The organism is Marinovum sp. J2-8, from assembly GCF_055808435.1.
The window spans coordinates 135,472-155,893 of the sequence record NZ_JBVVRZ010000005.1 but is presented as its reverse complement, the minus strand read 5'-3'; the positions used below and the strand labels follow the sequence as shown (position 1 = coordinate 155,893).

Here is a 20,422-nt window from a genome sequence, read left to right as displayed (position 1 = left end):
GGTGCAGTGAATTCCGCACCACTGTGGCAGGTTTTTTGAAATCTGTAACCTGTTGCGTCAAAGCGGCGTCAGATCAGACGCAGCAACCGCAGCACCAAAATCACCAGCGCCACCGCCGCCGCCATGCCGAGACAGACAATCACGAACCCCAGGGGCGTGTCGGTCCAGGGCAGGCCGCCGACGTTCATGCCAAACAATCCGGTGACAAAGCCCAGCGGCAAGAACACCGCCGCAATCACCGACAGGCCATAGCCATTGCGCGACAATTGATCGGCCTTGCGGTTGTATTGGTGATCCGCCAGGGCGTTCAGCCGGTGATGCACCGCATCCAGTTCCTCCAATGCGCGTTGTGCGCGGTTGGCGCTTTCATGCAGGCGATCTGCGGGCAGGGTCAGCAGCACCGGTGGCGCACCGGGGGGGCGCTGTTCCAGCTTGCGCAGGGTTTCGCTTTGCGGGCGCAGATAGCGGATCAGCCGGATTGTCGCCCGGCGCAACTGCGGCAGCGGCGCAAGAACATCAATGTCATGTCCAGGCACAAGAACCGATTCCTCGATGCTGTCGACAGTGTCGTCCAGCCCCAGGCTGACCTGTTCGATCCGGTCAACCAGACCTTCGATCAATTCCGCGATCAACAGACCCGCGCCACCGGGCAGGATCATGCCGCCGCGCAGCGCATCGCGCAGATCCTGCACCGCGAAAATCGCCCGATGCCGCAGGGTGATCACCAATGTATCGGTGGCCCAGATCCGCAGCGCGACCATATCGTCGCTTTGTTGGCCGGGATTGAAATTCGCGCCCCGCAACATTACGATCATCGCCCCGGCAATGATCACGGACCGTGGCCGGGTTTCAGGTTGTAACAGGATCTCGGCGGCGGATGCCGGCACCAGCGCGCGCAGATCCGTTTCCGTGGCAGCATCATTCAGATCGAAATGCACCCAGCGCCAGTGATCCGCCGGGCAGGGCCGGTGCAAATCCGCCTCGTGCATTTGGCCGTCTGCGGCAAAATCAAACACAAACAGCGCCATGGCCGCCCCCTACATCTTACATCAGGTCCGGTTCGCGGCCAAATCGGTTGGCCACGCGTGTCACCGTCAAACCCTGCACCACAATCGAGAATATCACCACAACATAGGTCGCGGTCAGGATCAGCGGCTTCCATTCGCCATCGGGCAGGGACAGCGCCAGCGCGACCGAGATGCCGCCCTTCAATCCGCCCCATGTCATGATCGGGATCACCCCGGCGGAAAAGCTTCGGAATGGTTTCAGCAACAGGATGGGAATGGACACCGCCGCCAGCCGCGCCACCAGGGCCAAGGCGATTGCCATCACTGCGGCGCTCAAATAGCTGGCGTCAAAGGCCACGGCAAACACCTCGAATCCGATCATCAGGAAAAGGACCGCATTCAGGATTTCGTCAATCAGCTTCCAGAAGGCATCGACATATTGCCGGGTCTGGTCGGTCATCCCGTGTTTTGCCCCGATGTCGCCAATCAACAGCCCGGCACAGACCGCCATGATCGGCGCAGAGACATGCAAATACACCGCAAGCTCATAACCGCCAAAGGCCAGCCCCAGCGTCAGCAGCACCTCCAGCGAATAATCGTCAATCCGCCGCATCAGCCGGAAGGTCAACCAGCCGAGGACAATGCCAAGGATCGCACCGCCAAACGCCTCTTGGGCAAACAGCAGCGCCGCAGATTCAAGCACGCCGCCTTCGTCGCCATGGCCCGCACCATGTCCGGTGCCGCCAAAGGCAATGCCGACCAGCACCAGAAACACCACATAACCAACGCCATCGTTGAACAGCGATTTGCCGGCGATCTTGGTTTCCAGCGGTTTTGGCAGGTTGGCTTCGCGCAGCACGCCCAAGACCGCGACCGGGTCGGTGGGGGAAATCAAAGCGCCAAACACCAGCGCCACCATCAGCGGCATGCCGGTGATCCAGTGGAACCCGAAGCCGGCAATCACCGTCGACAATCCAATCCCCAACGTCGCCATCAGCACAACCGGGCGCCATTCATCGCGCAGGTCGGACAGTTTGACATGTAACGCACCGGCAAACAGCAACAGCCCCAACATGCCTTCCAGCAGGGCATCGGAAAATTCCAACCCCATGACTGCGGCGCGCACGGTGTCCGCCAACCCCATGGCCGGTAGGGCCAGATCCAGCAACATGATGCCAAACGAGGCCAGCAAGGCCACAACCAGAATGCCGATCGCGGCGGGCAATTTCAGGACAAGGTAATTGATCGCGCCAAACAACCCGGCCAGAACAATCAAAAGCGAAGTAATCTGCAAAAAATTCATCGCGAAGCCCGTGTTTTACATTTGCTCCAGCGGTATCACGCCGCATTCAGCGCGACCAGCGTCTTTGGTCCCGATGGCGGTCGTGATGATTGGCGTGATGAGTGGCGCAATGGCTGGGCAGATACTGGGGCGTTCTAGCCGCGCATCTGACCTTTTGAACGGGGCCAGCATGAACGGGGCCAGCACGGCTTTGGCCATTTCCCCCCCGTGGCGCTTAACCCCCTGGCCGGAAACCCGGCCAACAGAAGGTCACAGCTTGCGCGACATCAGACAATAGTTGTCGCGCAGATTGAAATGCGCCTTGCGATACAGCCCTTGTGCGGCGGTGTTTTCGCGCAGCACCTCCAGATGCAGCGCCTTCAGACCGGCGTCTTTCAACGCGCGGGGCAGGGAGTACAGCACATCCGTCGCCATACCGCGCCCGCGCACGGCGGGGCGGATGTATAATTCGTCGACAAATCCGTCCATGCCGCCAAATTCCAGCGACCAGCCAAAGCTGAGGATGATATACCCCACCGGCGATTTGGCGGGACCGATCAGATACACCGCGCCATGGGGGCTTCCGGCCAACAGCGGGGCCAGCCCGTCGCGGCGGCGGTTTTCATCCGGGTCGATACCGGTTTCCGCGCAAAAGGCGGCGGTCAGTGGCATCAACCGCTCAAGGTCGTCCGGCCCGGCAAGGTGCAATCTTGTGCTCATAGTCGGGCAAGCCTTTCGGTCAGCAAGGTGAAGAAGCCATCGGCATCCAGATCGCCGATAAACAGCGCATTGGCCGCCCGGTCGGTCACCCCCCACCAATCGGCGACGGTCATGCCCAGGGTCAGCTCTGATGTGGTTTCCACCATTACATTGACATGACGGCCCTGAAAAAGATCGGGTTTCAGAAGATAGGCAATGACACAGGGGTCATGCAACGGCGCGCCATCACTGCCGTATTTTTCCTTGTCAAAACGTTCAAAGAAATCGGTCATCTCTGCCACCGCGACACCGACCGGCGTGCCCAATGCACGAAAGGCGGCGTTGCGGGCGGGGGTGACCAGCGCCTTGTGGGTGACATCCAGCGGCATCACCACAATCGGAATGCCGGATCTGAACACAATATCCGCCGCCTCCGGGTCCACATAGATATTGAACTCTGCGGTGGGGGTAATGTTTCCGACCTCGAAATAAGCCCCGCCCATCAGGACGATTTCCTGCACACGCTCTGCAATCTCTGGGGCGCGTTGCAGGGCGATGGCAATATTGGTCAGCGGCCCCAACACGCAGAGCGTGACACTGCCGCCGGTTCACTGCGCAATGTGTCGATGATGCAATCGACGCCATGCCGCTCTTGCAGCGGCATCTCAGGGTCGGGCAGCGTCGGGCCATCCAGCCCGGTCTTGCCGTGGACATGTTCCGCCGTCACCAACGGCCGCTGCATCGGTGCGTCACACCCGGCAAAGACCGGCACCTCTGGCTTGCCGGCCAATTCACAGACGATGCGGGCGTTTTTCGCGGTCAGCGCCAAGGGCACATTGCCGGCCACTGCGGTGATGGCGAGCACGTCAATGTCCTCTGGACTGGCCAGCGCCAAAAGAATGGCCACTGCGTCGTCCTGGCCGGGATCGGTGTCGATAATGATCTTGCGCGCTGTCATCTCTGCCTCTGTCTGTATCGTCGCCAACTTGTCAACCGGGACCGCGAAAGTCCATAAGCGGTTTGTGGCTGTCCGTCTGGCCATATCAGGCCAAGGCCACCCCGGAGCGCAGATCATGCCCAAAGCTGTCTACATCCATGCCGCGCCCATCGCACCGGGACATCGTCCTTTCAGATGTGTCTCGATCTGAACCGGGGTGCATTGGCGACGGCGGGATATGACACTGCCTATCCGGGGCGCGACGGGATACCGGGGGGAAATCTTCGGCTGAAGCTGAAAGATGCGGGGGTCGCCGCCAGGGTTCTGGCGGGCCACAGCACAACGCCGAACCGCGCGTTGATTGTGTCGGAAGAGAATATTCCCGGGCGCATGTTTCCGTTTTACCGGGGGCGGTTTTACCCTGCCGCCGAAACCCGGCTGCGGGTGTTGCGGTCAGCGCTGGCGACCCTGGGGGTCGATCGGCCCCGGCGCATGGTTCTGGTCCTGCGCAGCTATGACGCATTGTTCACCAGCGCCTATCGCAAACGCGCCGAAGACAATGCCGTCGCACCGTTTCACGAGGTTTCTGCCAATTTCATGGCGATGGACCGTGGCTGGCCGGTCCTGGTGCGTGCGTTTCAGAAAATCATTATGCCACAAGAGTTTGTGGTGATAAGTTACACCAGAAGGGGTCGCAGCGTGGATCTGTTGAATCAGCTTGTGCCCGACCTGTCGATGCCGCTTCGCGAACCGGAACGTGCCCTGAACCTTTCGGCCACCGACGCCGCGCTAGAGGCGTTGCAGGCCCGGTATCGTGCCGGTGAAACCCTGACACGCGCGCAATGGCAGGCGGTGATCGCGGATCATGCCGACGCGCAGGCGCCGACCGGCTTTGCCGGTTTGCAGGACGACGACATCGCCCTTTTGCGCGCGCGCTATGAGCAGCATCTCGACAAGATATCCCAGTTTCGCGGGATCACTTTTCTGCGCTGACACCCGAACGCTCGGCCAGTTTGGCCGCGTCCCATAGCGCATCCATCTCTGCCAGATCTGATTGGGATGGGGTTTTGCCCTTTGCTGCCAAAGCAGCTTCTATCGACTTGAAACGACGCAGGAATTTGGCATTGGCCCGGCGCAGGGCCGCTTCTGGATCAACCTCCAGATGCCGCGCCAGATTGGCCATGACAAACAGCAGATCGCCCATTTCCTCTTCGACTTTGTCCTGTGGTAGCGTTTCCTTGGCCTCGACCAATTCGCGCGATTCCTCGGCGATTTTGTCCAGCACCATGGTGGTTTCCGGCCAGTCAAATCCGACACGCGCCGCCCGTTTTTGCAGCTTCATCGCCCGCAACAAGGCCGGCAATCCCACCGCAACACCGTCCAGCGCGCCGCTCTGGGCCTTTCCCGCACGTTCCGCCGCCTTGATCTTTTCCCAATCTGCAGTTTGCTGTTCGGCGCTTTTGTCCCGGCTTTCATCGCCAAACACATGTGGATGCCTTGCGACCATTTTGTCGGCTATCGCCTTGGTCACGCTATGAAAATCGAAATGACCGGCCTCGGCCCCCATTTGGGTGTGATAGACGGTCTGCAACAGCAGATCGCCCAATTCGCCCTCCAGCTCGGGCCAGTCGCGACGTTCGATGGCATCCGCGACTTCGTAAGCTTCTTCAATGGTATAGGGCGCGATGCTAGTGAAATCCTGTTCGATATCCCAGGGACAGCCGGTGTCCGGATCGCGCAGCCGCCGCATGATTTCCAAAAGCCGCGGAATTCCGCCGTCAGGATCGTGGATCAATGCGTCGTCAGCCATTGCAGCGCCTCTGGTTTTGGGTTTGTGTGCAATCTGTCGCGGCGCGCGGCAAGTGTCCAGATGCGCCGCCATGCAAACAGGAGCGGGCTATGGCACTGGAAGATGCAAAAACGGCGGTGGATGATGCGTTTACGCGCGCGGATCTTCGGGGGCTCAGTTATGAGAACACCTTTGGCGGGGCGACATCCTTTTTGCGTCGCCGCTACAGCAAGGATCTGACCGGCGTCGATCTTGCGATTACCGGCGTACCGTTTGATCAGGCGGTGACAAACCGCCCCGGCACCCGGCTTGGACCGCGCGCGATCCGCGAGGCCAGCGCGCTGCAAAGCCCGGATGCGCCTTTTGGTTGGGGCTTCAACCCCTTGGAACAGCTATCAATTGTTGATTACGGCGATCTGGCGTTCGACTATGCCAAAGTGTCGGAATTTCCCGCCGCCCTCCAGGCACATATGGCGGGTATTCTGGCCGCGGGCGCGGGCAGCATTACCCTGGGCGGGGATCATTTCATCACCTTGCCAATCCTGCGCGCCTATGCGGAAAAATACGGCCCCCTGTCCGTGATCCAGTTTGACGCCCATAGCGACACTTGGACCGATGACGATATGGAGCGGATTGACCACGGCACGTTCCTTTACAAGGCGATCAAGCTGGGGCTGGTGGATCCGGCGCGCTCTGTGCATGTCGGCATTCGCACGGATAATCCCGATCGTCACGGAATGCAGATGATAGATGCCCGGCAAGTGCATGAAATCGGGCCGAAAAAGACGGCGGAGCGCATCAAGGAGATCGTCGGAGACGCCCCGACATATCTGACCTTTGATATAGATTGTCTTGACCCGGCCTTTGCCCCCGGCACTGGCACGCCGGTCTGGGGGGGCTGAGCACCGCACAGGCGGCTGTGGCGCTGCGTGAACTGGCGGGGATCAACCTTCTGGGCGGTGACGTGGTCGAGGTTTCGCCGCCTTTTGACACCACAGGCGCCACCGCAATCGCCGGTGCCCATGTGGCGGTGGAACTGATATGCCTCTGGGGCTGGAATCATCTGAAGATTGGATCGTAACGTGTTGAAAGTAATTTTAAAACTTGTGATCCTGTTGATCGTTGGCGCTGTGGTCTGGGTGCGGGTTGCGCCGGACGATCCGCTGCGCTGGCATGTTGCGGCCGAAGGCAGCGAAATGGGCCATATCGACGGCGAAAAAGACCATGTCTACCGCGAGGCTGTCACCGGTGACGTCAATGCGCGCATGGCGGCCTTTGATGCCCAGATCCGCGCCACGCCGCGCACCAAGGTTCTGGCAGGGTCGCTGGCCGAGGGGCAGATCACCTATGTCACCCGCAGTCGCCTTATGGCGTTTCCCGATTACACCACGCTGACCCTGCGGGACGCCACAACAGTGGAACTGTACAGCCGCGCCCGGTTCGGCAAATCAGATCTGGGCGTCAACCGCGCCCGGATTGAAAGCTGGATCAAGGCTTTGGGGTAGGCTCGCCCCCAGGCAGCCTTGCGACACTTCGCGCCACATCGGCACGTTCAACGACATCTGACATTGCGCCATGAACATGCGGCCATCGACCTGCAAACAGATCGTCTGGCCCAGCTCAATACGGGATCCGGTGCTGTCGGTGCAGAAACAATCGACCGTTTTCCCGCCGGGTCCAGTCACATCGGCGTTGGCTGATGTGGCAAGCAGCAACAAAAGGGCACTTTCTCTTACCATGTTCCCAGTTTATCACAGCAACTCCACTTTCGCCAAATCAAAGTAGCAAACATGATCCCCGAAGACCGCCTGCGCCAGATTGAAGATCGGTTTGAATTCCTGGAGGCCAAGATGGCCGAAGGCGGCAGTGACATTGCCAAGCTGGGCAAGGAGTATTCCGATCTGCGCCCGGTGGTCGAACAAATTGGCGAATGGCGTCAGCTGCTTGACGATATGGCTGAGGCCGAGGCGATGCTGGCCGACCCGGATATGAAGGAGTTGGCAGAAGAAGAACTGCCGATCCTGAAAAAGCGTCTGCCAGAGGTGGAACATGCGCTGCAATTGGCGCTGTTGCCCAAGGATGACGCAGACGCGCGCCCGGCGATTGTCGAAATCCGCCCCGGAACCGGCGGCGAAGAGGCGGCGCTTTTTGCCGGCGATCTCTTGCGGATGTATCAGCGCTATGCCGAAAACCACGGCTGGACGTTCGAGATCATCGAGGAAAACGCCACCGAACTGGGCGGCATCAAAGAGGTGGTGGCCCATGTCAAAGGCGAAAACGTCTTTGCCCGGCTGAAATTCGAAAGCGGCGTACACCGGGTGCAACGCGTGCCAACAACCGAAAGCGGCGGGCGTATTCACACCTCGGCCGCCACGGTTGCGGTGCTGCCAGAGGCCGAGGATGTCGATATTCACATCGACCCCGGCGACATTCGGATTGATACCATGCGCGCCTCTGGTGCGGGGGGACAACACGTCAACACCACCGATTCTGCGGTGCGCATCACTCATATTCCCAGCGGCATCATGGTGGTGAGCGCCGAAAAATCGCAACACCGCAACCGCGAGATCGCGATGCAAGTGCTGAAAACCCGGCTGTTCGATCTGGAACGTCAGCGGGTGGACAGTGAACGCAGCGCTGACCGCAAATCTCAGGTGGGCAGCGGCGACCGCAGCGAACGCATTCGCACCTATAACTTCCCGCAGGGCCGGATGACCGACCACCGCATCAATCTGACGCTCTACAAGCTGGATCAGGTGATGCAGGGTGATCTCGATGATATCATCGACGCGCTGACCGCGGATGCCCAGGCGACCTTGCTGGCCGAAATGCAATGACCGGGACCGAAATCCTCGCCCGCGCGACGCGGGCGCTGAAGTCTGTGGGCATTGATGGGGCAGGGCGTGATGCCCGCCGTATTCTGGCGCATGTTCTGGCCTGTGATCCGGGGCGGTTGACGCTGGTCCTGCCAGAGGAGGTCACGGCAGAGACCATCACCCGGTATGACGCGTTGATTGCCCGCCGTGTGGCACGTGAACCGGTGTCGCATCTTATTGGCACGCGCATGTTCTATGGACGCGAATTCATCGTGACCCCCGATGTGCTTGACCCGCGCCCGGAAACCGAAACCCTGATCGAAGCGGCTTTGTCGCATCCGTTTGAACGTGTTCTTGATCTTGGCACCGGGTCGGGCTGTATCCTGTTGACGCTTCTGGCGGAAACCCAGGGGGCCTGGGGGCTGGGCACCGATCTGTCACCGGCGGCGCTGGACGTGGCGGTGCGCAATCGTGCGGCCCTGGGTCAGGGGGACGGCGTATTGCTGCGACAAAGCGATTGGTACGACATGGTCGAAGGCAGTTTCGATCTGATCGTGTCAAACCCGCCGTATATCGCCAAGGATGAGATGGCGGATCTGGCGCCGGAACTGGCGCATGAACCGCGTCTTGCGTTGACCGACGAAGGTGACGGGTTAAGCGCCTATCGCGCGCTGGCCGCTGGCGCGCCGCGCCATCTTGAACCCGGCGGGCGGCTGTTGGTGGAAATCGGCTGGCAGCAGGGGGCGGCGGTTTCGGCGCTGATGTCCGCTGCTGGTCTGACCGATGTGGTGGTGGTGGCGGATCTTGATAAACGCGACCGTGTCGTCAGCGCCCGCAAGGCGTGACGCGGTTTTGCTGCATTTTTCACGCAAAATCTCGGCCATTTGGCGGCAAACTGTCGCTTTTGCACCCATATCCAAGGTCGAATGCGAATTAACCCCTTGTTTGAAATGCCATGACATGGTTATTGCTTGGGTGTCGCCGCTGGCGGGTCGCATTCGCAACCCCGCGTGACATTAGCCGAACAAGAGCATGACCGCCTACAGCAACATGCGCCAATAGCGCAGCATCAGGCGGACCGGCACAGACTTACGGAAACGGGCTGGACCACATTAAATGAGATCATCGAAGTCACGATCGCGGTCGCGATCGAACCGCAGCAACAAACCTTCGGGCGGCAATATTATCAACCGGGTCTTTGACAGTTCCGGGCCAGAAGGCAAGGTGCGCGGTACGCCGCAGCAGATCATCGACAAATACAATCAACTGGCACGTGATGCCCAGTTGTCGGGTGATCGGGTTGCGACCGAAAACTTTCAACAACACGCGGAACATTACCTGCGATTGCTGAGCGAGGCGCAAAAGGAACAAGAATCCAAGCGCGAAGAGCAGGAACGTCAGAACCGCGAGCGTCAGGCGCAGCGCGACCGTGAACGGTCTGAACGTCAGGAGCGTGAGCCTCATAACGGCAATGATGGCCAGCCTCAGCCGCAATCGCCTTCACGCCAATCTACCAATCCACAATCCGCCAATCCACAGTCCTCACATCCACAGGCTGCCCAACCACAGGCCGCGCCGGCCCCAACGCGCCCGCAGCAGATGCTGCGGCCGCCTCGGTGCCCGCGCCTCAGGAAACTGCGACACCGCCTGCTGCCAAACCAGCCACGGCGAGATCCACATCCCGTGCGCCCCGGGCCGTTGACCCTGCGGATGCACCGCAACCGGATGTCAGCCAACCCGATGCCCCGCAGCCCGATGTGATGGAAATCGCAGGCGACGACACAGACAGCGGTCTGGTCGAAACCCCGGAAAGCAAGGCCGAGGCCGCGGTCACAAAGCCCAAGACCACGCGCCGTAGATCGACCAAAAAAGCAGCGGACACCGCAGCGGCGCCAACCGCCGATGAACCGGCAACCGTAAGTGCCAAGGAAACGCCTGCGAAAAAGACCACGACCAGGTCGGCCAAGAAGCCGGCGGCAAAAACGACGACGCGAAAGCCGTCGACCAGAACGACGAAAAAGACGACTGCGGCAGAGACAAAGACATCAGAGGCCCCCGCATCAGAGGCTCCGGCCGAAGGTCCAAAAGACGAGCCATCACAAGCGGCTGAATAAGCGTCTGCGGTGGTGTCGCATCGGCCAACACATATTTGGCCGATGCGTTTTTGGCCGGTGTGTTTTTGGCCGGTGCGTTTTGCGGGTGACTGCGTCGTTTACGTGGCAATGCCCGGTGCACCCGGAGCCCAGTGCACCCGGATGAACTGAGCGCCCGATTGATCTGAAATGTCTGAGAATTTGTGAGGCCACCCAAACCGGGTGGCCTTTTTCTGTTCCAATCCGCAACGGTTGAATCAGCTGCGCGCCGCCTTTATCGCCCGCGCCAGTGCACAGAATTCTTCCAGGGACACCTGTTCTGCCCGCTCTGTCGGGGCAATGCCAACCGCGCGCAATACATCCTCAACCCCGGGCACAATGCCTTTCAAACTGGCGCGCAGCATCTTGCGCCTCTGGTTGAAACCACGGGCCACCACCTCTTGCAGAATGGCGGCATCGGCCTCAAATCGCGGCGCATCCAGCGCTTCGAAGTGCACCACAGCCGAGGACACTTTGGGTGGTGGCGAAAACGCCTCAGGTGGTAGTGACAGGACAATGCGCGGCGTTGTGCGCCACTGGGCCAGAACCGCCAACCGACCATAGGGTTTGGTGCCGGGCTGCGCGACAATGCGCTCCGCCACCTCGCGTTGAAACATCAAGGTCAGGGATTGCCAAAACGGCGGCCAGGCGGGGGGCGTCAGCCAACGCACCAGCAATTCCGTGCCCACATTATACGGCAGATTGGCGGCAATACGGATCGGTGGTGTCAAATGCGCCAGTGGATCGACCTCCAGCGCATCCCCGTTGATCACCTGCAACCGCCCCGGATAACGCGCGGCAATCTCGTCCAGCGCGGGCATGCAGCGCGCATCTTTTTCAATCGCCAGAACCCGGCGCGCACCTTCGACCAAAAGCCCACGGGTCAAACCGCCGGGGCCGGGGCCAATTTCCAGAATGTCACACCCGGCAAGCGCATCGGCCTGCCCACCGGCCAGACGGGCAATTTTCGCCGTCAGGTTCAAATCCAGAAGAAAGTTCTGGCCAAGCGATTTTTTGGCGACCAGCTCATGGGTGGTGATCACATCGCGCAGCGCCGGAAGATCGTCTATCGTCGCCATGTCGCTTCTTCTCTTTCTAAAATACGCATCTTAATGGCCGCCTGCCATCTCCAGCGCGGCGATGATCGATGTCGGGTTGGCAATGCCACGCCCGGCAATATCAAAAGCGGTGCCATGATCGGGCGAGGTCCGCAGAAACGGCAGGCCCAGCGTGACATTCACGCCGCGGTCAAAGTCCAGGGTCTTGATCGGAATCAGCGCCTGATCATGGTACATGCAGATCGCCACATCATAGCGCCCACGTGCCGCGTCATGAAACATCGTGTCTGCCGACATCGGCCCGACGACCTCTATCCCCTCAGCGCGCAACTGCGCGAGGACCGGTTCGATCACCTCGATCTCTTCGCGCCCCATGCGCCCACCTTCGCCAGCATGCGGGTTCAACCCGGCAATTGCCATCCGGGGCGAAGACAGCGCGAAGCGCTGGATGAGCCCCCGATGCGTGATCCGGATCGTGTCTTCCAACAGCTGCGGCGTCAGCGCCGATGCCACTTCGACAAGCGGGATGTGAATGGTCACCGGCACCACCCGCAATACGGGCGAGGCCAGCATCATCACCACCCGGTCCACCCCGGCCAGTGCCGCCAGAAACTCGGTGTGGCCGGGATAGGCAAACCCGGCACCATCTGCCAGCGCCTTCTTGTGGATCGGCGCGGTGCAGAGCGCGGCAGCGCGCCCCGACATCGCCATGGATACACCTTCGGCGATGGCGTCGATCACCGGTTGGGCATGTGCCGCCTGTGCCACGCCGGGGGTAACCGCGGGGCCAAAATCACGATGCAGAACCGGCAGCCCATGCGCCATTGCGCCGGGGGCCTCGGCGGGATCCGTGATGCGCACATGGGGCGTATCAGCGGGCAGGTGACGGGCATCGCCAATCAAAAAGAACGGCACACGCTCACGCAGCACATTCCAGGCCTTTGCCGCCAATTCCGGGCCGACACCCGCCGGTTCGCCACAACTCAGCGCGACGGGGGCGGGGGGCTGCGGGCTCATTCGATGACGATGATGCGGGCTTCGGCGCGCAATTGTTCGAGATAGGAATTGGCCAAACCGTTCAGCTTGCGGGCACGCAATCCGGCGATCACCGCCTCGCGGTCCTGTGCTTCCTCGGTCACCGGGCTGCGGCCACACAGCATCAGCACCACCAATGTCTCGCCATTGGCGCGGGTCAACGTGGTCGAAACCTCGCCTGCGTCCATCTTGGCCAGTTCCATGGCGATATCGGCCGGAATGTCGGCAGGCGGCAACGCGGCACGGTCAAGCACCTCTTCCGGCTGGCCCTTTGCCACGCCGTAAAGGTCGTCACAGGTGTCGACACTTTCGGCAATCTTGTTGGCCTTTGCCAGCGTGTCGGGGCTGCGCCCGCCCGCCATGTAATAGGCGGCATATTCCACGGCGGAATAGCTGGGGCGGGTATATGCGGTTTCCTCGATGGCGCGCAGCTGGAACAAGGCCACCGCATTGGGGATCTGGATCGGCTCGGTGACCTCGCCCTCGCCAAGCGCCAGAACCAATGGCCGCAGAACCGGCGGCAGGTCTTCGATTTTCTGCCAGGGCAGTTTGCCGCCCGATCCACGTGTTTTTGTGGCGGAGTATTGCCGCGCGGCAGCGGCAAATTGCGATTCCGAGGTGTATTTGGCGATGCGCTGTGCGCGGGCCAGAACCGATTGTGCCTCTTGCGGCGGGGCGGGCATGATGATTTCCGCCAGCAAGACCCGCACGGAAGACCCACCGTTGCCGGAGGCAAGCGCGCGGTCGATTTCGTCTTCGGACACTTGGGTTTGCGCCCCAAAACGCGCCCGCACCAGCTCGCGCCAGGCCAGCCCGGAGCGCACAAAGTCGCGGAATGTTTCCGGTGCAATCCCGGCCTTGCCCAATTCGCCGATGAACTGTTCCGCGGTGAAATCCGCGCGGGCTGCGAATTCTTCCATGCCGCCGCGAATGGCCTCGTCCGACGGTGCGGCCCCCGCCGTTTCGGCGGCTGCAACCTTCAGACGGTCCTCGATCAACTGGTCACGCGCGGTTTCGCGTGGGTTGCCCGGCGCCCGCAAAATCTGCAGGAACAGGGCCCGTTGATTGATTTCATAGGTGGTGATGACCTGATCGCCGACCTTGACCGCAGGCGAGAACAAGCCCTGCGCCAATGCGGGGCCTGTGGTGGCGAGTGTCAGGGTCAGGGCCGTCACCAGGGCGCGAATGGGTGCGAATGTCATTGTTTGCATGTCCTGCTATAGCCTCCGGCGTCGCCGCCCGTGCTGAATCCTTTTAGGGCTATGGTTAGCCCATAAGTGGTAGAAGGGTCCAGATTGGATGAATCGGCAAACTTGCGCTCGGCGGTAAAGGCCGCCTCGATACATTCGTTGCGATACGCCAGCCCAAGCCCGGCCTCAGAGGCGCGTTTGTCGACAATATCGTAACTGGCGCTGGCGCTGGCGGTCCAGTGACGGTTGACGCGGTAAGCACCGTCGATCGACCATTCCGCAACCTTGTCCGCCCGGTCTTCTTCGCTGTCGGCGGGCAACAACAAGAATGACGCGCCAAGGTCGATGGTGTCATTTGACCAGGCACCGCGCGCCTCGGATTTGGAGACTTCGCCATTGTCGCCGACCAGCGTGCGCGACAGAATATAAAGCCCGTCAACATTGCGCAGATGCGCCGCAATCAGCCAGTCGGATTCGGCCAGGTTCAAACCGGATGTGGCGGTGAAATCATCCAGGGTATCGGTGCGCAACACCCGGCCCAGTGCAAGACCGCCGGACCAGCCGCGCGGGTCATGATGGACAAACCGCAACCCCAGCACGGTCGAACTGCCGCGTTCGCGCCGGTCCGCCTCGGGAAAGCGCGACAGCGCCAGCAGATTGCCTTCGTCCAGCTCCTGACGGGTGCTTTCATCATTGGCCACATCGGCATCTTCGCCGCCGACCCACCCGATCTGGGCCACCGGTTCAATCAATTGCCGCGCGCCGCCGGCGGTGATGCGCAGGAACGGATAGCGCAGGGTCACTGCGGCGCTGGGGGTCAGGGAACTGTCCGTGCTGGCCACGGTCGAATCGTCGCCGGTCCAGAATTGATCAAAGGCCACACCGGCCTGCGCCGCGAGCTGCACACCAGAGGCAAAGGTCCATTGATCCAGCCATGTCGCCGACACACCGGCCCGTGTCACATCCCGCCCGACAACATCGTTCGACGAATAGCGCACATGACCATGCCCTTCGAAGGCCAGCCGCAACTCGCCGCCAAGCGCATTGTCCAGCTGATACCGCTGTTCATAGCGCAGATCGGGAATGATCGTCGGCTGGGTCGAGTTCAATTCGTCGTCGCGCAGCGTGTTGAACAGCACCAAACTGGCCTGCATGTCGCTTTCGCGTGTCGACCGGCCAAGACTCAACTCGCTGTCCAGCCGGTCCTTGCCGGAATAATCATATTCCGACAGATAGGATTCGTCGCTGGTGACCTCGAAATCGAAGCTGAGAATGTAATTGTCGCGCAGATCGAATTGGCCTTCGCCAAACAGATAGGCGCGGGTTTCGTCCCGGCGCAGGGTGTCGCGGGTTATTGCGCCGTTCAACTCGATATCCCCAAGCCGAAAGGCCTGACGATACCGCAGCTCTACGGTGCTGGTTTCCTGCGAGAAATAGGGCGTGACCGTGATATCGGCGTGATCGCCAAGCGGGATGAAGTAGGGCAGCTTGATGCCGGTCCCCAGCTCTGTTGTGGTGCGGATCGTCGGGAACAACAGGCCATGCGCGCGTTTCAGCGTCGGATCGGGCAGCCGCAGCCGCGGCAGATACATCAGCGGCACATCCAGCACCCGGAACACCGCACCATCGAAATAGAGCTGCTGTTCCTCCTGGTCATGCACCACCCGGCGCGCCCGGATCGACCAGAGCGCCCGGCCGTTCTTGCCGCAGATTTGGCACGAGGTCACGGTGACCTTGCTCAGCTGGGCATAACGCCCCTCGACGCGGGCCATCTGAACCGAGGCGAGTTGAAGTTGCTGATCCAGCACAAGCCGCGCGCCTTTTAGCAATCCGTTTTCCAGATTGGTGTCGAGATCGGCGCTGTCGGCCAGCACCACGATGCCCTGACCATCGTCAATGCGGATCGGACCCTGGATTTCCAGACGGTCGGCGTCGCTTATGTAAATGATGCGTTTGGCCCATAGCCGGGTGCCATTATACAGCGCCTCGACATTGCCATCGGCGATCAACCGTTGATCCGGCGTCACAACCACCGTATCGGCGACCAGAAGGGCCGGATCGACACTGCCTTGATCTGCGCTGGTCTGCGCAGATACGGCAAGCGGCATCAAGGCCAGTAAAAGGATCCACAGGCGGCGCAGCATCACCCGTCCTCCATCTGCAAAATCAATCCCAGCCCGATAAGCGCCGCCGCCACCGGCGGGGCCCAAGCCGCAAGGGATGCGGGAATCTGGCCATTCTCGCCAAGGATTTGCGCGAAATTGCGCACATAGTAAAGCCCGAACCCCAGCATCAATGCGGTCAACACCGCCAGACCGGTCCGTCCGAACCGCGCGTGGCGCATAGTAAAGGCCGCGCCCAACAGCACCATCGCCACAAGGAACACCGGCCGGGCCAGCTCCATCTGTAACCAGACGCTATGGCGCCGGGCGGAAAATCCGGCGGTTTCCAGCTGGCGGATAAAGGCCGGCAGGTTCCAGATCGACACCGCAGAGGGTTTGCCGAAACTGTCGCGAATACGTTCCTGGGTCAGGGTCGACGGGATATGCAGCTCTTCGTGAACAAAGGAGTTGGTTTCCGGGTTCAATCCGGTCACTAGCGGCCAGACCTTGGCCTGGGTCAGCACCCATTCGCCGGTGCCCAATGCGGCCTCTTCGGCGGCGATGCGGCGCACCGGGCCACCCTCTGCCGCATAGGCAATGAAGGTCACATCATGCAGCACCGTGGCCGTCGGATTGGACCGCTCCGCATGGATCACCGTCTGGCCGCGCAGATCGCCCTGACGCAGCCACAGCCCCTCGCGCCCGATGGACAGGGTAGATGTGCCGCCACTGTCATAAAGTTCGCGCAGATCGTGATAGCGTTGCGAGGTCGCGGCCACGATCGGGTTGAACGCCGCCACGGCAATTGCCCCGACCAGGGCCGCCACCGCCAAAGGCCCGAACAAGGCCGAAAGCCCTGATCGACCCGACGCGCGGCTGACCACCAATTCCGACGACCGCGCCAGAGCAAGGCACAGCGCAATGGAGGATAGAATCATCACCAGCGGCAACATCTGGTAAAGGCCTTGTGGCGTGTTCAGCAGCGTGATGCGCAGAACCTGGGAAAATCCGACCTCTTCATCGAAGCGGCGCAGCTGTTCAATCAGATCCAGCAGCATGACAAACAGGAAAAACACCGCAAACATTCCGGCAAAGATCACCGTAAACCGGCGGGCAAAATAAAAGTGCAGGGTCATGATGTGCCCTCAAGCGCCGGGGCAGGGCGCCGGCGTATGGCGCCGGGGTGGGCAGAGCGCCACAAAAGCGCCGTTGCCACCAAAAGTCCGATGAACACATGCGCATAGGCCAGCGGCCACAATGCCGGATTGCCGCGCACCGGTTCGGTCATCGCACCTTCGACCAATTGCACAAGGACCAGGATGAAAATCGCCAGCACGATCTGACGCGTCTGGCCAAAGCGGCTGAAGCCACCGACCAGTAGCGCCGCCTGACCAATCAAGGCCGCCACGATACAGACCAGCGCCTGTGCAATGCGGCTGTGACCCTCGAGCACGACATCGCCGGGGTCTTCGCGAATTTCCTCTGACACGGCGGCAGTATCCCACAACAATTCATGTGTCGGCACATAGCGCAATTTGCGCCGCCCTTGGCCACCATCGGTGATCAATCCGCTGATATCGCGCGAAAACTGGGCAAAGTTCGTGGTCGACAGCTGGGCCGTGTCCGGCACGAACACCTGGGCCATACCATCCACCATCACCAGTTTCGGACCATCCGCATCGCGCAGCAGATAGGCGCGTTCCGCAGTATAGGTCACATGGCGATCCGGGTTGCGTTCGTCGGACATAAAGACATCGGCCAATTCCCCCTCGGGCGAGATGTCGCGGATATAGAATGTCACGCCATCCGCGGGATGCAGGAACACGCCTTCACGCAACAGCCGCGCGCTGACCGATCCCGAAATCTCGCGCTCGCGCTCTTTTAGCTGTTCCAGACTGGCCGGGATCAGGAAATGGGTCAGCACCGACATCATCAGCGCCATCGACATCCCAAAGATCAACACCGGACGCGCCAGCCGCCAGGGCGAAAACCCGGTCGCCTGCATCACCGTCAGCTCGCTGTCATTTGACAACCGGTTGGTGACATAGACCGCCGCCGCAAAGGTCGCCATCGGCAAAACCATGCCGATCACCCGTGGCAGGGACAGGGCGGTGAATTCCAGAAAGACGCTTGCCGAATGGCCATCGGCAATCAACTGGTCAAACAGGATCACCGCCTGATTGACCCAGTACACCGCCACCAGCACCAATGCGAAAAAGCCGAAGAGCATGAAAAGCTGCGAAATGAGATATCTGTCGAATTGGCCAACAGGTCCCCCAACCTTCTGGATTTGCCCGACACTAGAAGATTTTGTCGGGCGGGAAAACTGGATATTCGCCTGCATGCCACGTTAGGGGGTGGTTTGGCGGGGTCCCGCGCACTAGGACTAGTGTCAGACCCGAAATATTCGCGATGTCACGGAGCAGCAGACATGACCACACCCGCAGCCATTACATTTGCCGAAACCGCGTTGGACACCATTGAAAACGTCACCGGCAGGGTTGTCGTTATCCTGGATGAAGAGGCCAAGATGGATCCCGGCGGGCGCCGGATCAACCGGTTGACGCGTCAGGCGTTGAAGCGGTTTTCCGAAAGTGCCGCGTTCGACAAGATGAAGGACGGCGATGTCGTCTCGCTTTTGTCGCCCTCGGGGCTCGAGGCCGAGGCGCTGGATGTGATCAAGCTGACGCGCCGCCCCGATCCCGCCACCGCACGACGCGCCGGGGCGGCCCTGGCGAAACTGCGCGGTGACAGCGACCTTCTGCTTTTGGCCGGTGGCCGCGCCAAGATCGCCGATCTGGCGATGGGTCTGGCGCTGCGCGGCTATGAATTTGGCGATCACAAGACCGGCAAGGATACGCCGCGCGCCGCCACCCTGACCATCATGTGTTCGAAACCCGCCGAACTGGAGCAGGAATTTGCGCCCATGGCGGCGGTGGCCGAAGGCGTGTTCTTTACCCGTGATCTGGTCAGCGAACCTGCCAATGTGCTGACCACCACCGAATTCGCTGCCCGGCTGGAAGGCCTGCGCGATCTGGGGGTCGAGGTCGAGGTGCTGGAAGAAGACAAACTGGCCGAGCTTGGCATGGGCGCGCTGCTCTGTGTCGGGCAGGGGTCCGACAGCCCGTCCAAGGTTGTGGTAATGAAATGGATGGGGGGCACATCCGGCGACGCGCCGCTGGCGCTGGTTGGTAAGGGCGTGGTGTTCGACACCGGCGGCATTTCCCTGAAACCCGCCGCCGGTATGGAAGACATGACCATGGATATGGGCGGCGCCGGGGTTGTGTCCGGCGTGATGAAGACGCTGGCCCTGCGCAAAGCGCCCGCCAATGTGATCGGCCTTGTCGGGTTGGTGGAAAACATGCCGTCGGGCAACGCGGTGCGCCCCGGCGACATCGTGACCTCGATGAAGGGTGACACGATCGAAGTGATCAATACCGATGCCGAGGGGCGTTTGGTGCTCTGCGACGTGCTTTGGTACACGCAAGAGACCTATAAACCCGCCGCGATGGTCGACCTTGCGACGCTGACCGGCGCGGTCATCATCGGCCTTGGCCATGACAATGCGGGCGTGTTTTCCAACGACGACAGCTTCTGCAATGATTTCCTGAAATCCGCCGCCGCCACGGGCGAGGGCGCCTGGCGTCTGCCCCTGGGGCAGAGCTATGATGACCAGCTGAAGTCGATGAAGGCAGACATGAAAAACGTCGGTGGTCGCCCCGCAGGTTCGATTACGGCGGCGCAGTTCCTCAAACGGTTTGTGCGCGATGAAACGCCATGGATTCACCTCGATATCGCCGGGGTGGCCCAGGTCAGCAAAGACACCGACCTTGCCCCCAAGGGCGCAACCGGTTGGGGTGTGATGGCGCTGGACCGTCTGGTGCGTGATCGGTTCGAAACGGAGTAACCCCTTGGGCGCGGTCTATTTCTATCACCTGACACGCAAGCCGCTGGAAATGACCCTGCCGGTGCTGCTGGACCGGGCGCGCGGGGCCGGTTGGCGCGTGGCGGTGCGCGGCCCGGACGAGGGGCGGCTGGACTGGCTGGATGAAAAACTGTGGCTGGAGCCGGAAGACGGGTTCCTGCCACATGGTCGCGCGGGCGGTCCGCATGATGCGCTGCAACCGATTTTGCTGACCTCCGGCGCGGCTGGCAATGATCCGCAATGCATCATGTCGATTGACGGCGCGACCCTGACCCCGGACGAGGTGCAGCGGCTGGAACGCACATGTATTCTGTTCGATGGCAACGATCCCCAGGCCGTGGATCAGGCGCGCGGCCAATGGAAAACCCTGACCGGTGCCGCCTGTGCCGCGCAATATTGGTCCGAGGAATTGGGCCGCTGGGAAAAAAAGGCCGAGAGCGGCTGATGCGC

General features: G+C 61.1%; 19 protein-coding genes and 2 pseudogenes. 9 read left to right on the top strand and 12 right to left on the bottom strand.

The features are described from left to right. Positions 1–68: 68 nt before the first annotated feature. The 4 genes and pseudogenes from AC0L4F_RS15930 to AC0L4F_RS15915 form a co-directional block, all read right to left on the bottom strand. Positions 69–1,028, bottom strand: coding sequence for a CorA family divalent cation transporter (locus AC0L4F_RS15930; protein ID WP_244689987.1), 960 nt, complete (start codon positions 1,026–1,028; stop codon positions 69–71). Between the two features lie 16 nt (positions 1,029–1,044). Next, positions 1,045–2,310 (bottom strand): cation:proton antiporter, encoded by a 1,266-nt coding sequence (locus tag AC0L4F_RS15925; protein ID WP_244689985.1) that lies wholly within the window; start codon positions 2,308–2,310, stop codon positions 1,045–1,047. A gap of 249 nt (positions 2,311–2,559) precedes the next feature. Beyond that, the gene (locus AC0L4F_RS15920; protein ID WP_244689983.1) at positions 2,560–3,009 is read right to left on the bottom strand and encodes a GNAT family N-acetyltransferase; all 450 of its coding nucleotides are present in this window, start codon (positions 3,007–3,009) and stop codon (positions 2,560–2,562) included. Further along, positions 3,006–3,946: pseudogene (locus tag AC0L4F_RS15915) on the bottom strand (nucleoside hydrolase). The gene AC0L4F_RS15920 and the pseudogene AC0L4F_RS15915 overlap by 4 nt, the downstream one beginning before the upstream one ends. Positions 3,947–4,120: 174 nt before the next feature. Between AC0L4F_RS15915 and AC0L4F_RS15910 the strand changes: the two are divergent. Beyond that, positions 4,121–4,918 carry a hypothetical protein gene (locus tag AC0L4F_RS15910; RefSeq protein ID WP_244689981.1) on the top strand — a complete coding sequence of 266 codons (798 nt, stop codon included), beginning with the start codon at positions 4,121–4,123 and terminating at the stop codon, positions 4,916–4,918. Here AC0L4F_RS15910 and mazG read toward each other — a convergent pair. After that, on the bottom strand, positions 4,902–5,735 hold the full coding sequence (gene mazG, locus AC0L4F_RS15905) for a nucleoside triphosphate pyrophosphohydrolase (protein ID WP_244689979.1): 834 nt from the start codon (positions 5,733–5,735) through the stop codon (positions 4,902–4,904). The two genes, AC0L4F_RS15910 and mazG, sit on opposite strands and share 17 nt — an antisense overlap. An 89-nt stretch (positions 5,736–5,824) precedes the next feature. Between mazG and speB the strand changes: the two are divergent. Then, positions 5,825–6,795 (top strand): annotated as a pseudogene (gene speB / locus AC0L4F_RS15900) (agmatinase). Position 6,796: 1 nt separating this feature from the next. Continuing rightward, positions 6,797–7,219, top strand: a complete 423-nt coding sequence (locus AC0L4F_RS15895; RefSeq protein WP_244689977.1) for a DUF1499 domain-containing protein — start codon at positions 6,797–6,799, stop codon at positions 7,217–7,219. Here the strand turns inward: AC0L4F_RS15895 and AC0L4F_RS15890 are convergent. Then, on the bottom strand, positions 7,163–7,453 hold the full coding sequence (locus AC0L4F_RS15890; protein ID WP_244689975.1) for a hypothetical protein: 291 nt from the start codon (positions 7,451–7,453) through the stop codon (positions 7,163–7,165). The two genes, AC0L4F_RS15895 and AC0L4F_RS15890, sit on opposite strands and share 57 nt — an antisense overlap. A gap of 51 nt (positions 7,454–7,504) precedes the next feature. Between AC0L4F_RS15890 and prfA the strand changes: the two genes are divergently transcribed. The 4 genes from prfA (at position 7,505) to AC0L4F_RS15870 (ending at position 10,644) form a co-directional block, all read left to right on the top strand. Beyond that, the gene (prfA, locus tag AC0L4F_RS15885; protein WP_244689973.1) at positions 7,505–8,551 is read left to right on the top strand and encodes a peptide chain release factor 1; all 1,047 of its coding nucleotides are present in this window, start codon (positions 7,505–7,507) and stop codon (positions 8,549–8,551) included. Further along, positions 8,548–9,375 carry a peptide chain release factor N(5)-glutamine methyltransferase gene (prmC, locus tag AC0L4F_RS15880; protein ID WP_244689971.1) on the top strand — a complete coding sequence of 276 codons (828 nt, stop codon included), beginning with the start codon at positions 8,548–8,550 and terminating at the stop codon, positions 9,373–9,375. The genes prfA and prmC overlap by 4 nt, the downstream gene beginning before the upstream one ends. A gap of 271 nt (positions 9,376–9,646) precedes the next feature. Continuing rightward, on the top strand, positions 9,647–10,291 hold the full coding sequence (locus AC0L4F_RS15875) for a DUF4167 domain-containing protein (protein WP_244689968.1): 645 nt from the start codon (positions 9,647–9,649) through the stop codon (positions 10,289–10,291). Then, a complete protein-coding gene (locus tag AC0L4F_RS15870; RefSeq protein ID WP_244689966.1) occupies positions 10,291–10,644 on the top strand; it encodes a hypothetical protein in 354 nt (117 codons plus the stop codon). The genes AC0L4F_RS15875 and AC0L4F_RS15870 overlap by 1 nt, the downstream gene beginning before the upstream one ends. Before the next feature lie 236 nt (positions 10,645–10,880). Here AC0L4F_RS15870 and rsmA read toward each other — a convergent pair whose 3' ends face one another. From rsmA to lptF, 6 genes are read right to left on the bottom strand one after another with little or no spacing between them, the layout of a single operon-like run. Beyond that, positions 10,881–11,741 (bottom strand): 16S rRNA (adenine(1518)-N(6)/adenine(1519)-N(6))-dimethyltransferase RsmA, encoded by an 861-nt coding sequence (rsmA, locus tag AC0L4F_RS15865; RefSeq protein ID WP_244689964.1) that lies wholly within the window; start codon positions 11,739–11,741, stop codon positions 10,881–10,883. A 30-nt stretch (positions 11,742–11,771) separates the two neighbouring features. Beyond that, positions 11,772–12,737, bottom strand: coding sequence for a 4-hydroxythreonine-4-phosphate dehydrogenase PdxA (pdxA, locus tag AC0L4F_RS15860; RefSeq protein WP_244689962.1), 966 nt, complete (start codon positions 12,735–12,737; stop codon positions 11,772–11,774). Further along, positions 12,734–13,957 carry a peptidylprolyl isomerase gene (locus tag AC0L4F_RS15855; protein WP_244689960.1) on the bottom strand — a complete coding sequence of 408 codons (1,224 nt, stop codon included), beginning with the start codon at positions 13,955–13,957 and terminating at the stop codon, positions 12,734–12,736. Before AC0L4F_RS15855 ends, pdxA begins: the two co-directional genes overlap by 4 nt. Beyond that, a complete protein-coding gene (locus AC0L4F_RS15850) occupies positions 13,954–16,089 on the bottom strand; it encodes an LPS-assembly protein LptD (RefSeq protein ID WP_244689958.1) in 2,136 nt (711 codons plus the stop codon). The genes AC0L4F_RS15855 and AC0L4F_RS15850 overlap by 4 nt, the downstream gene beginning before the upstream one ends. Next, entirely contained in the window at positions 16,089–17,183 is a 1,095-nt protein-coding gene (gene lptG / locus AC0L4F_RS15845; protein ID WP_244689956.1) for an LPS export ABC transporter permease LptG, read from the bottom strand. The genes AC0L4F_RS15850 and lptG overlap by 1 nt, the downstream gene beginning before the upstream one ends. Beyond that, entirely contained in the window at positions 17,180–18,337 is a 1,158-nt protein-coding gene (lptF, locus tag AC0L4F_RS15840) for an LPS export ABC transporter permease LptF (RefSeq protein ID WP_348524117.1), read from the bottom strand. The genes lptG and lptF overlap by 4 nt, the downstream gene beginning before the upstream one ends. A 141-nt stretch (positions 18,338–18,478) precedes the next feature. Here lptF and AC0L4F_RS15835 point away from each other — a divergent pair, with 141 nt between their 5' ends. Further along, the gene (locus AC0L4F_RS15835; RefSeq protein ID WP_244689951.1) at positions 18,479–19,954 is read left to right on the top strand and encodes a leucyl aminopeptidase; all 1,476 of its coding nucleotides are present in this window, start codon (positions 18,479–18,481) and stop codon (positions 19,952–19,954) included. Positions 19,955–19,958: 4 nt separating this feature from the next. Further along, complete coding sequence (locus AC0L4F_RS15830; protein WP_244689949.1) at positions 19,959–20,417, top strand: DNA polymerase III subunit chi; 459 nt, start codon at positions 19,959–19,961, stop codon at positions 20,415–20,417. Positions 20,418–20,422: the final 5 nt, after the last annotated feature.

What these genes read in the sequence shown, in the direction of transcription:
- mazG (WP_244689979.1), bottom strand. Translation starts at nt 5,735, where the DNA reads ATGGCTGACGACGCATTGATCCACGATCCTGACGGCGGAATTCCGCGG.
- prfA (WP_244689973.1), top strand. Translation starts at nt 7,505, where the DNA reads ATGATCCCCGAAGACCGCCTGCGCCAGATTGAAGATCGGTTTGAATTC.
- prmC (WP_244689971.1), top strand. Translation starts at nt 8,548, where the DNA reads ATGACCGGGACCGAAATCCTCGCCCGCGCGACGCGGGCGCTGAAGTCT.
- AC0L4F_RS15850 (WP_244689958.1), bottom strand. Translation starts at nt 16,089, where the DNA reads ATGCTGCGCCGCCTGTGGATCCTTTTACTGGCCTTGATGCCGCTTGCC.
- AC0L4F_RS15910 (WP_244689981.1), top strand. Translation starts at nt 4,121, where the DNA reads ATGTGTCTCGATCTGAACCGGGGTGCATTGGCGACGGCGGGATATGAC.
- AC0L4F_RS15875 (WP_244689968.1), top strand. Translation starts at nt 9,647, where the DNA reads ATGAGATCATCGAAGTCACGATCGCGGTCGCGATCGAACCGCAGCAAC.
- lptG (WP_244689956.1), bottom strand. Translation starts at nt 17,183, where the DNA reads ATGACCCTGCACTTTTATTTTGCCCGCCGGTTTACGGTGATCTTTGCC.
- AC0L4F_RS15925 (WP_244689985.1), bottom strand. Translation starts at nt 2,310, where the DNA reads ATGAATTTTTTGCAGATTACTTCGCTTTTGATTGTTCTGGCCGGGTTG.
- rsmA (WP_244689964.1), bottom strand. Translation starts at nt 11,741, where the DNA reads ATGGCGACGATAGACGATCTTCCGGCGCTGCGCGATGTGATCACCACC.
- AC0L4F_RS15835 (WP_244689951.1), top strand. Translation starts at nt 18,479, where the DNA reads ATGACCACACCCGCAGCCATTACATTTGCCGAAACCGCGTTGGACACC.
- AC0L4F_RS15920 (WP_244689983.1), bottom strand. Translation starts at nt 3,009, where the DNA reads ATGAGCACAAGATTGCACCTTGCCGGGCCGGACGACCTTGAGCGGTTG.
- AC0L4F_RS15855 (WP_244689960.1), bottom strand. Translation starts at nt 13,957, where the DNA reads ATGACATTCGCACCCATTCGCGCCCTGGTGACGGCCCTGACCCTGACA.
- AC0L4F_RS15890 (WP_244689975.1), bottom strand. Translation starts at nt 7,453, where the DNA reads ATGGTAAGAGAAAGTGCCCTTTTGTTGCTGCTTGCCACATCAGCCAAC.
- AC0L4F_RS15870 (WP_244689966.1), top strand. Translation starts at nt 10,291, where the DNA reads ATGGAAATCGCAGGCGACGACACAGACAGCGGTCTGGTCGAAACCCCG.
- AC0L4F_RS15930 (WP_244689987.1), bottom strand. Translation starts at nt 1,028, where the DNA reads ATGGCGCTGTTTGTGTTTGATTTTGCCGCAGACGGCCAAATGCACGAG.
- pdxA (WP_244689962.1), bottom strand. Translation starts at nt 12,737, where the DNA reads ATGAGCCCGCAGCCCCCCGCCCCCGTCGCGCTGAGTTGTGGCGAACCG.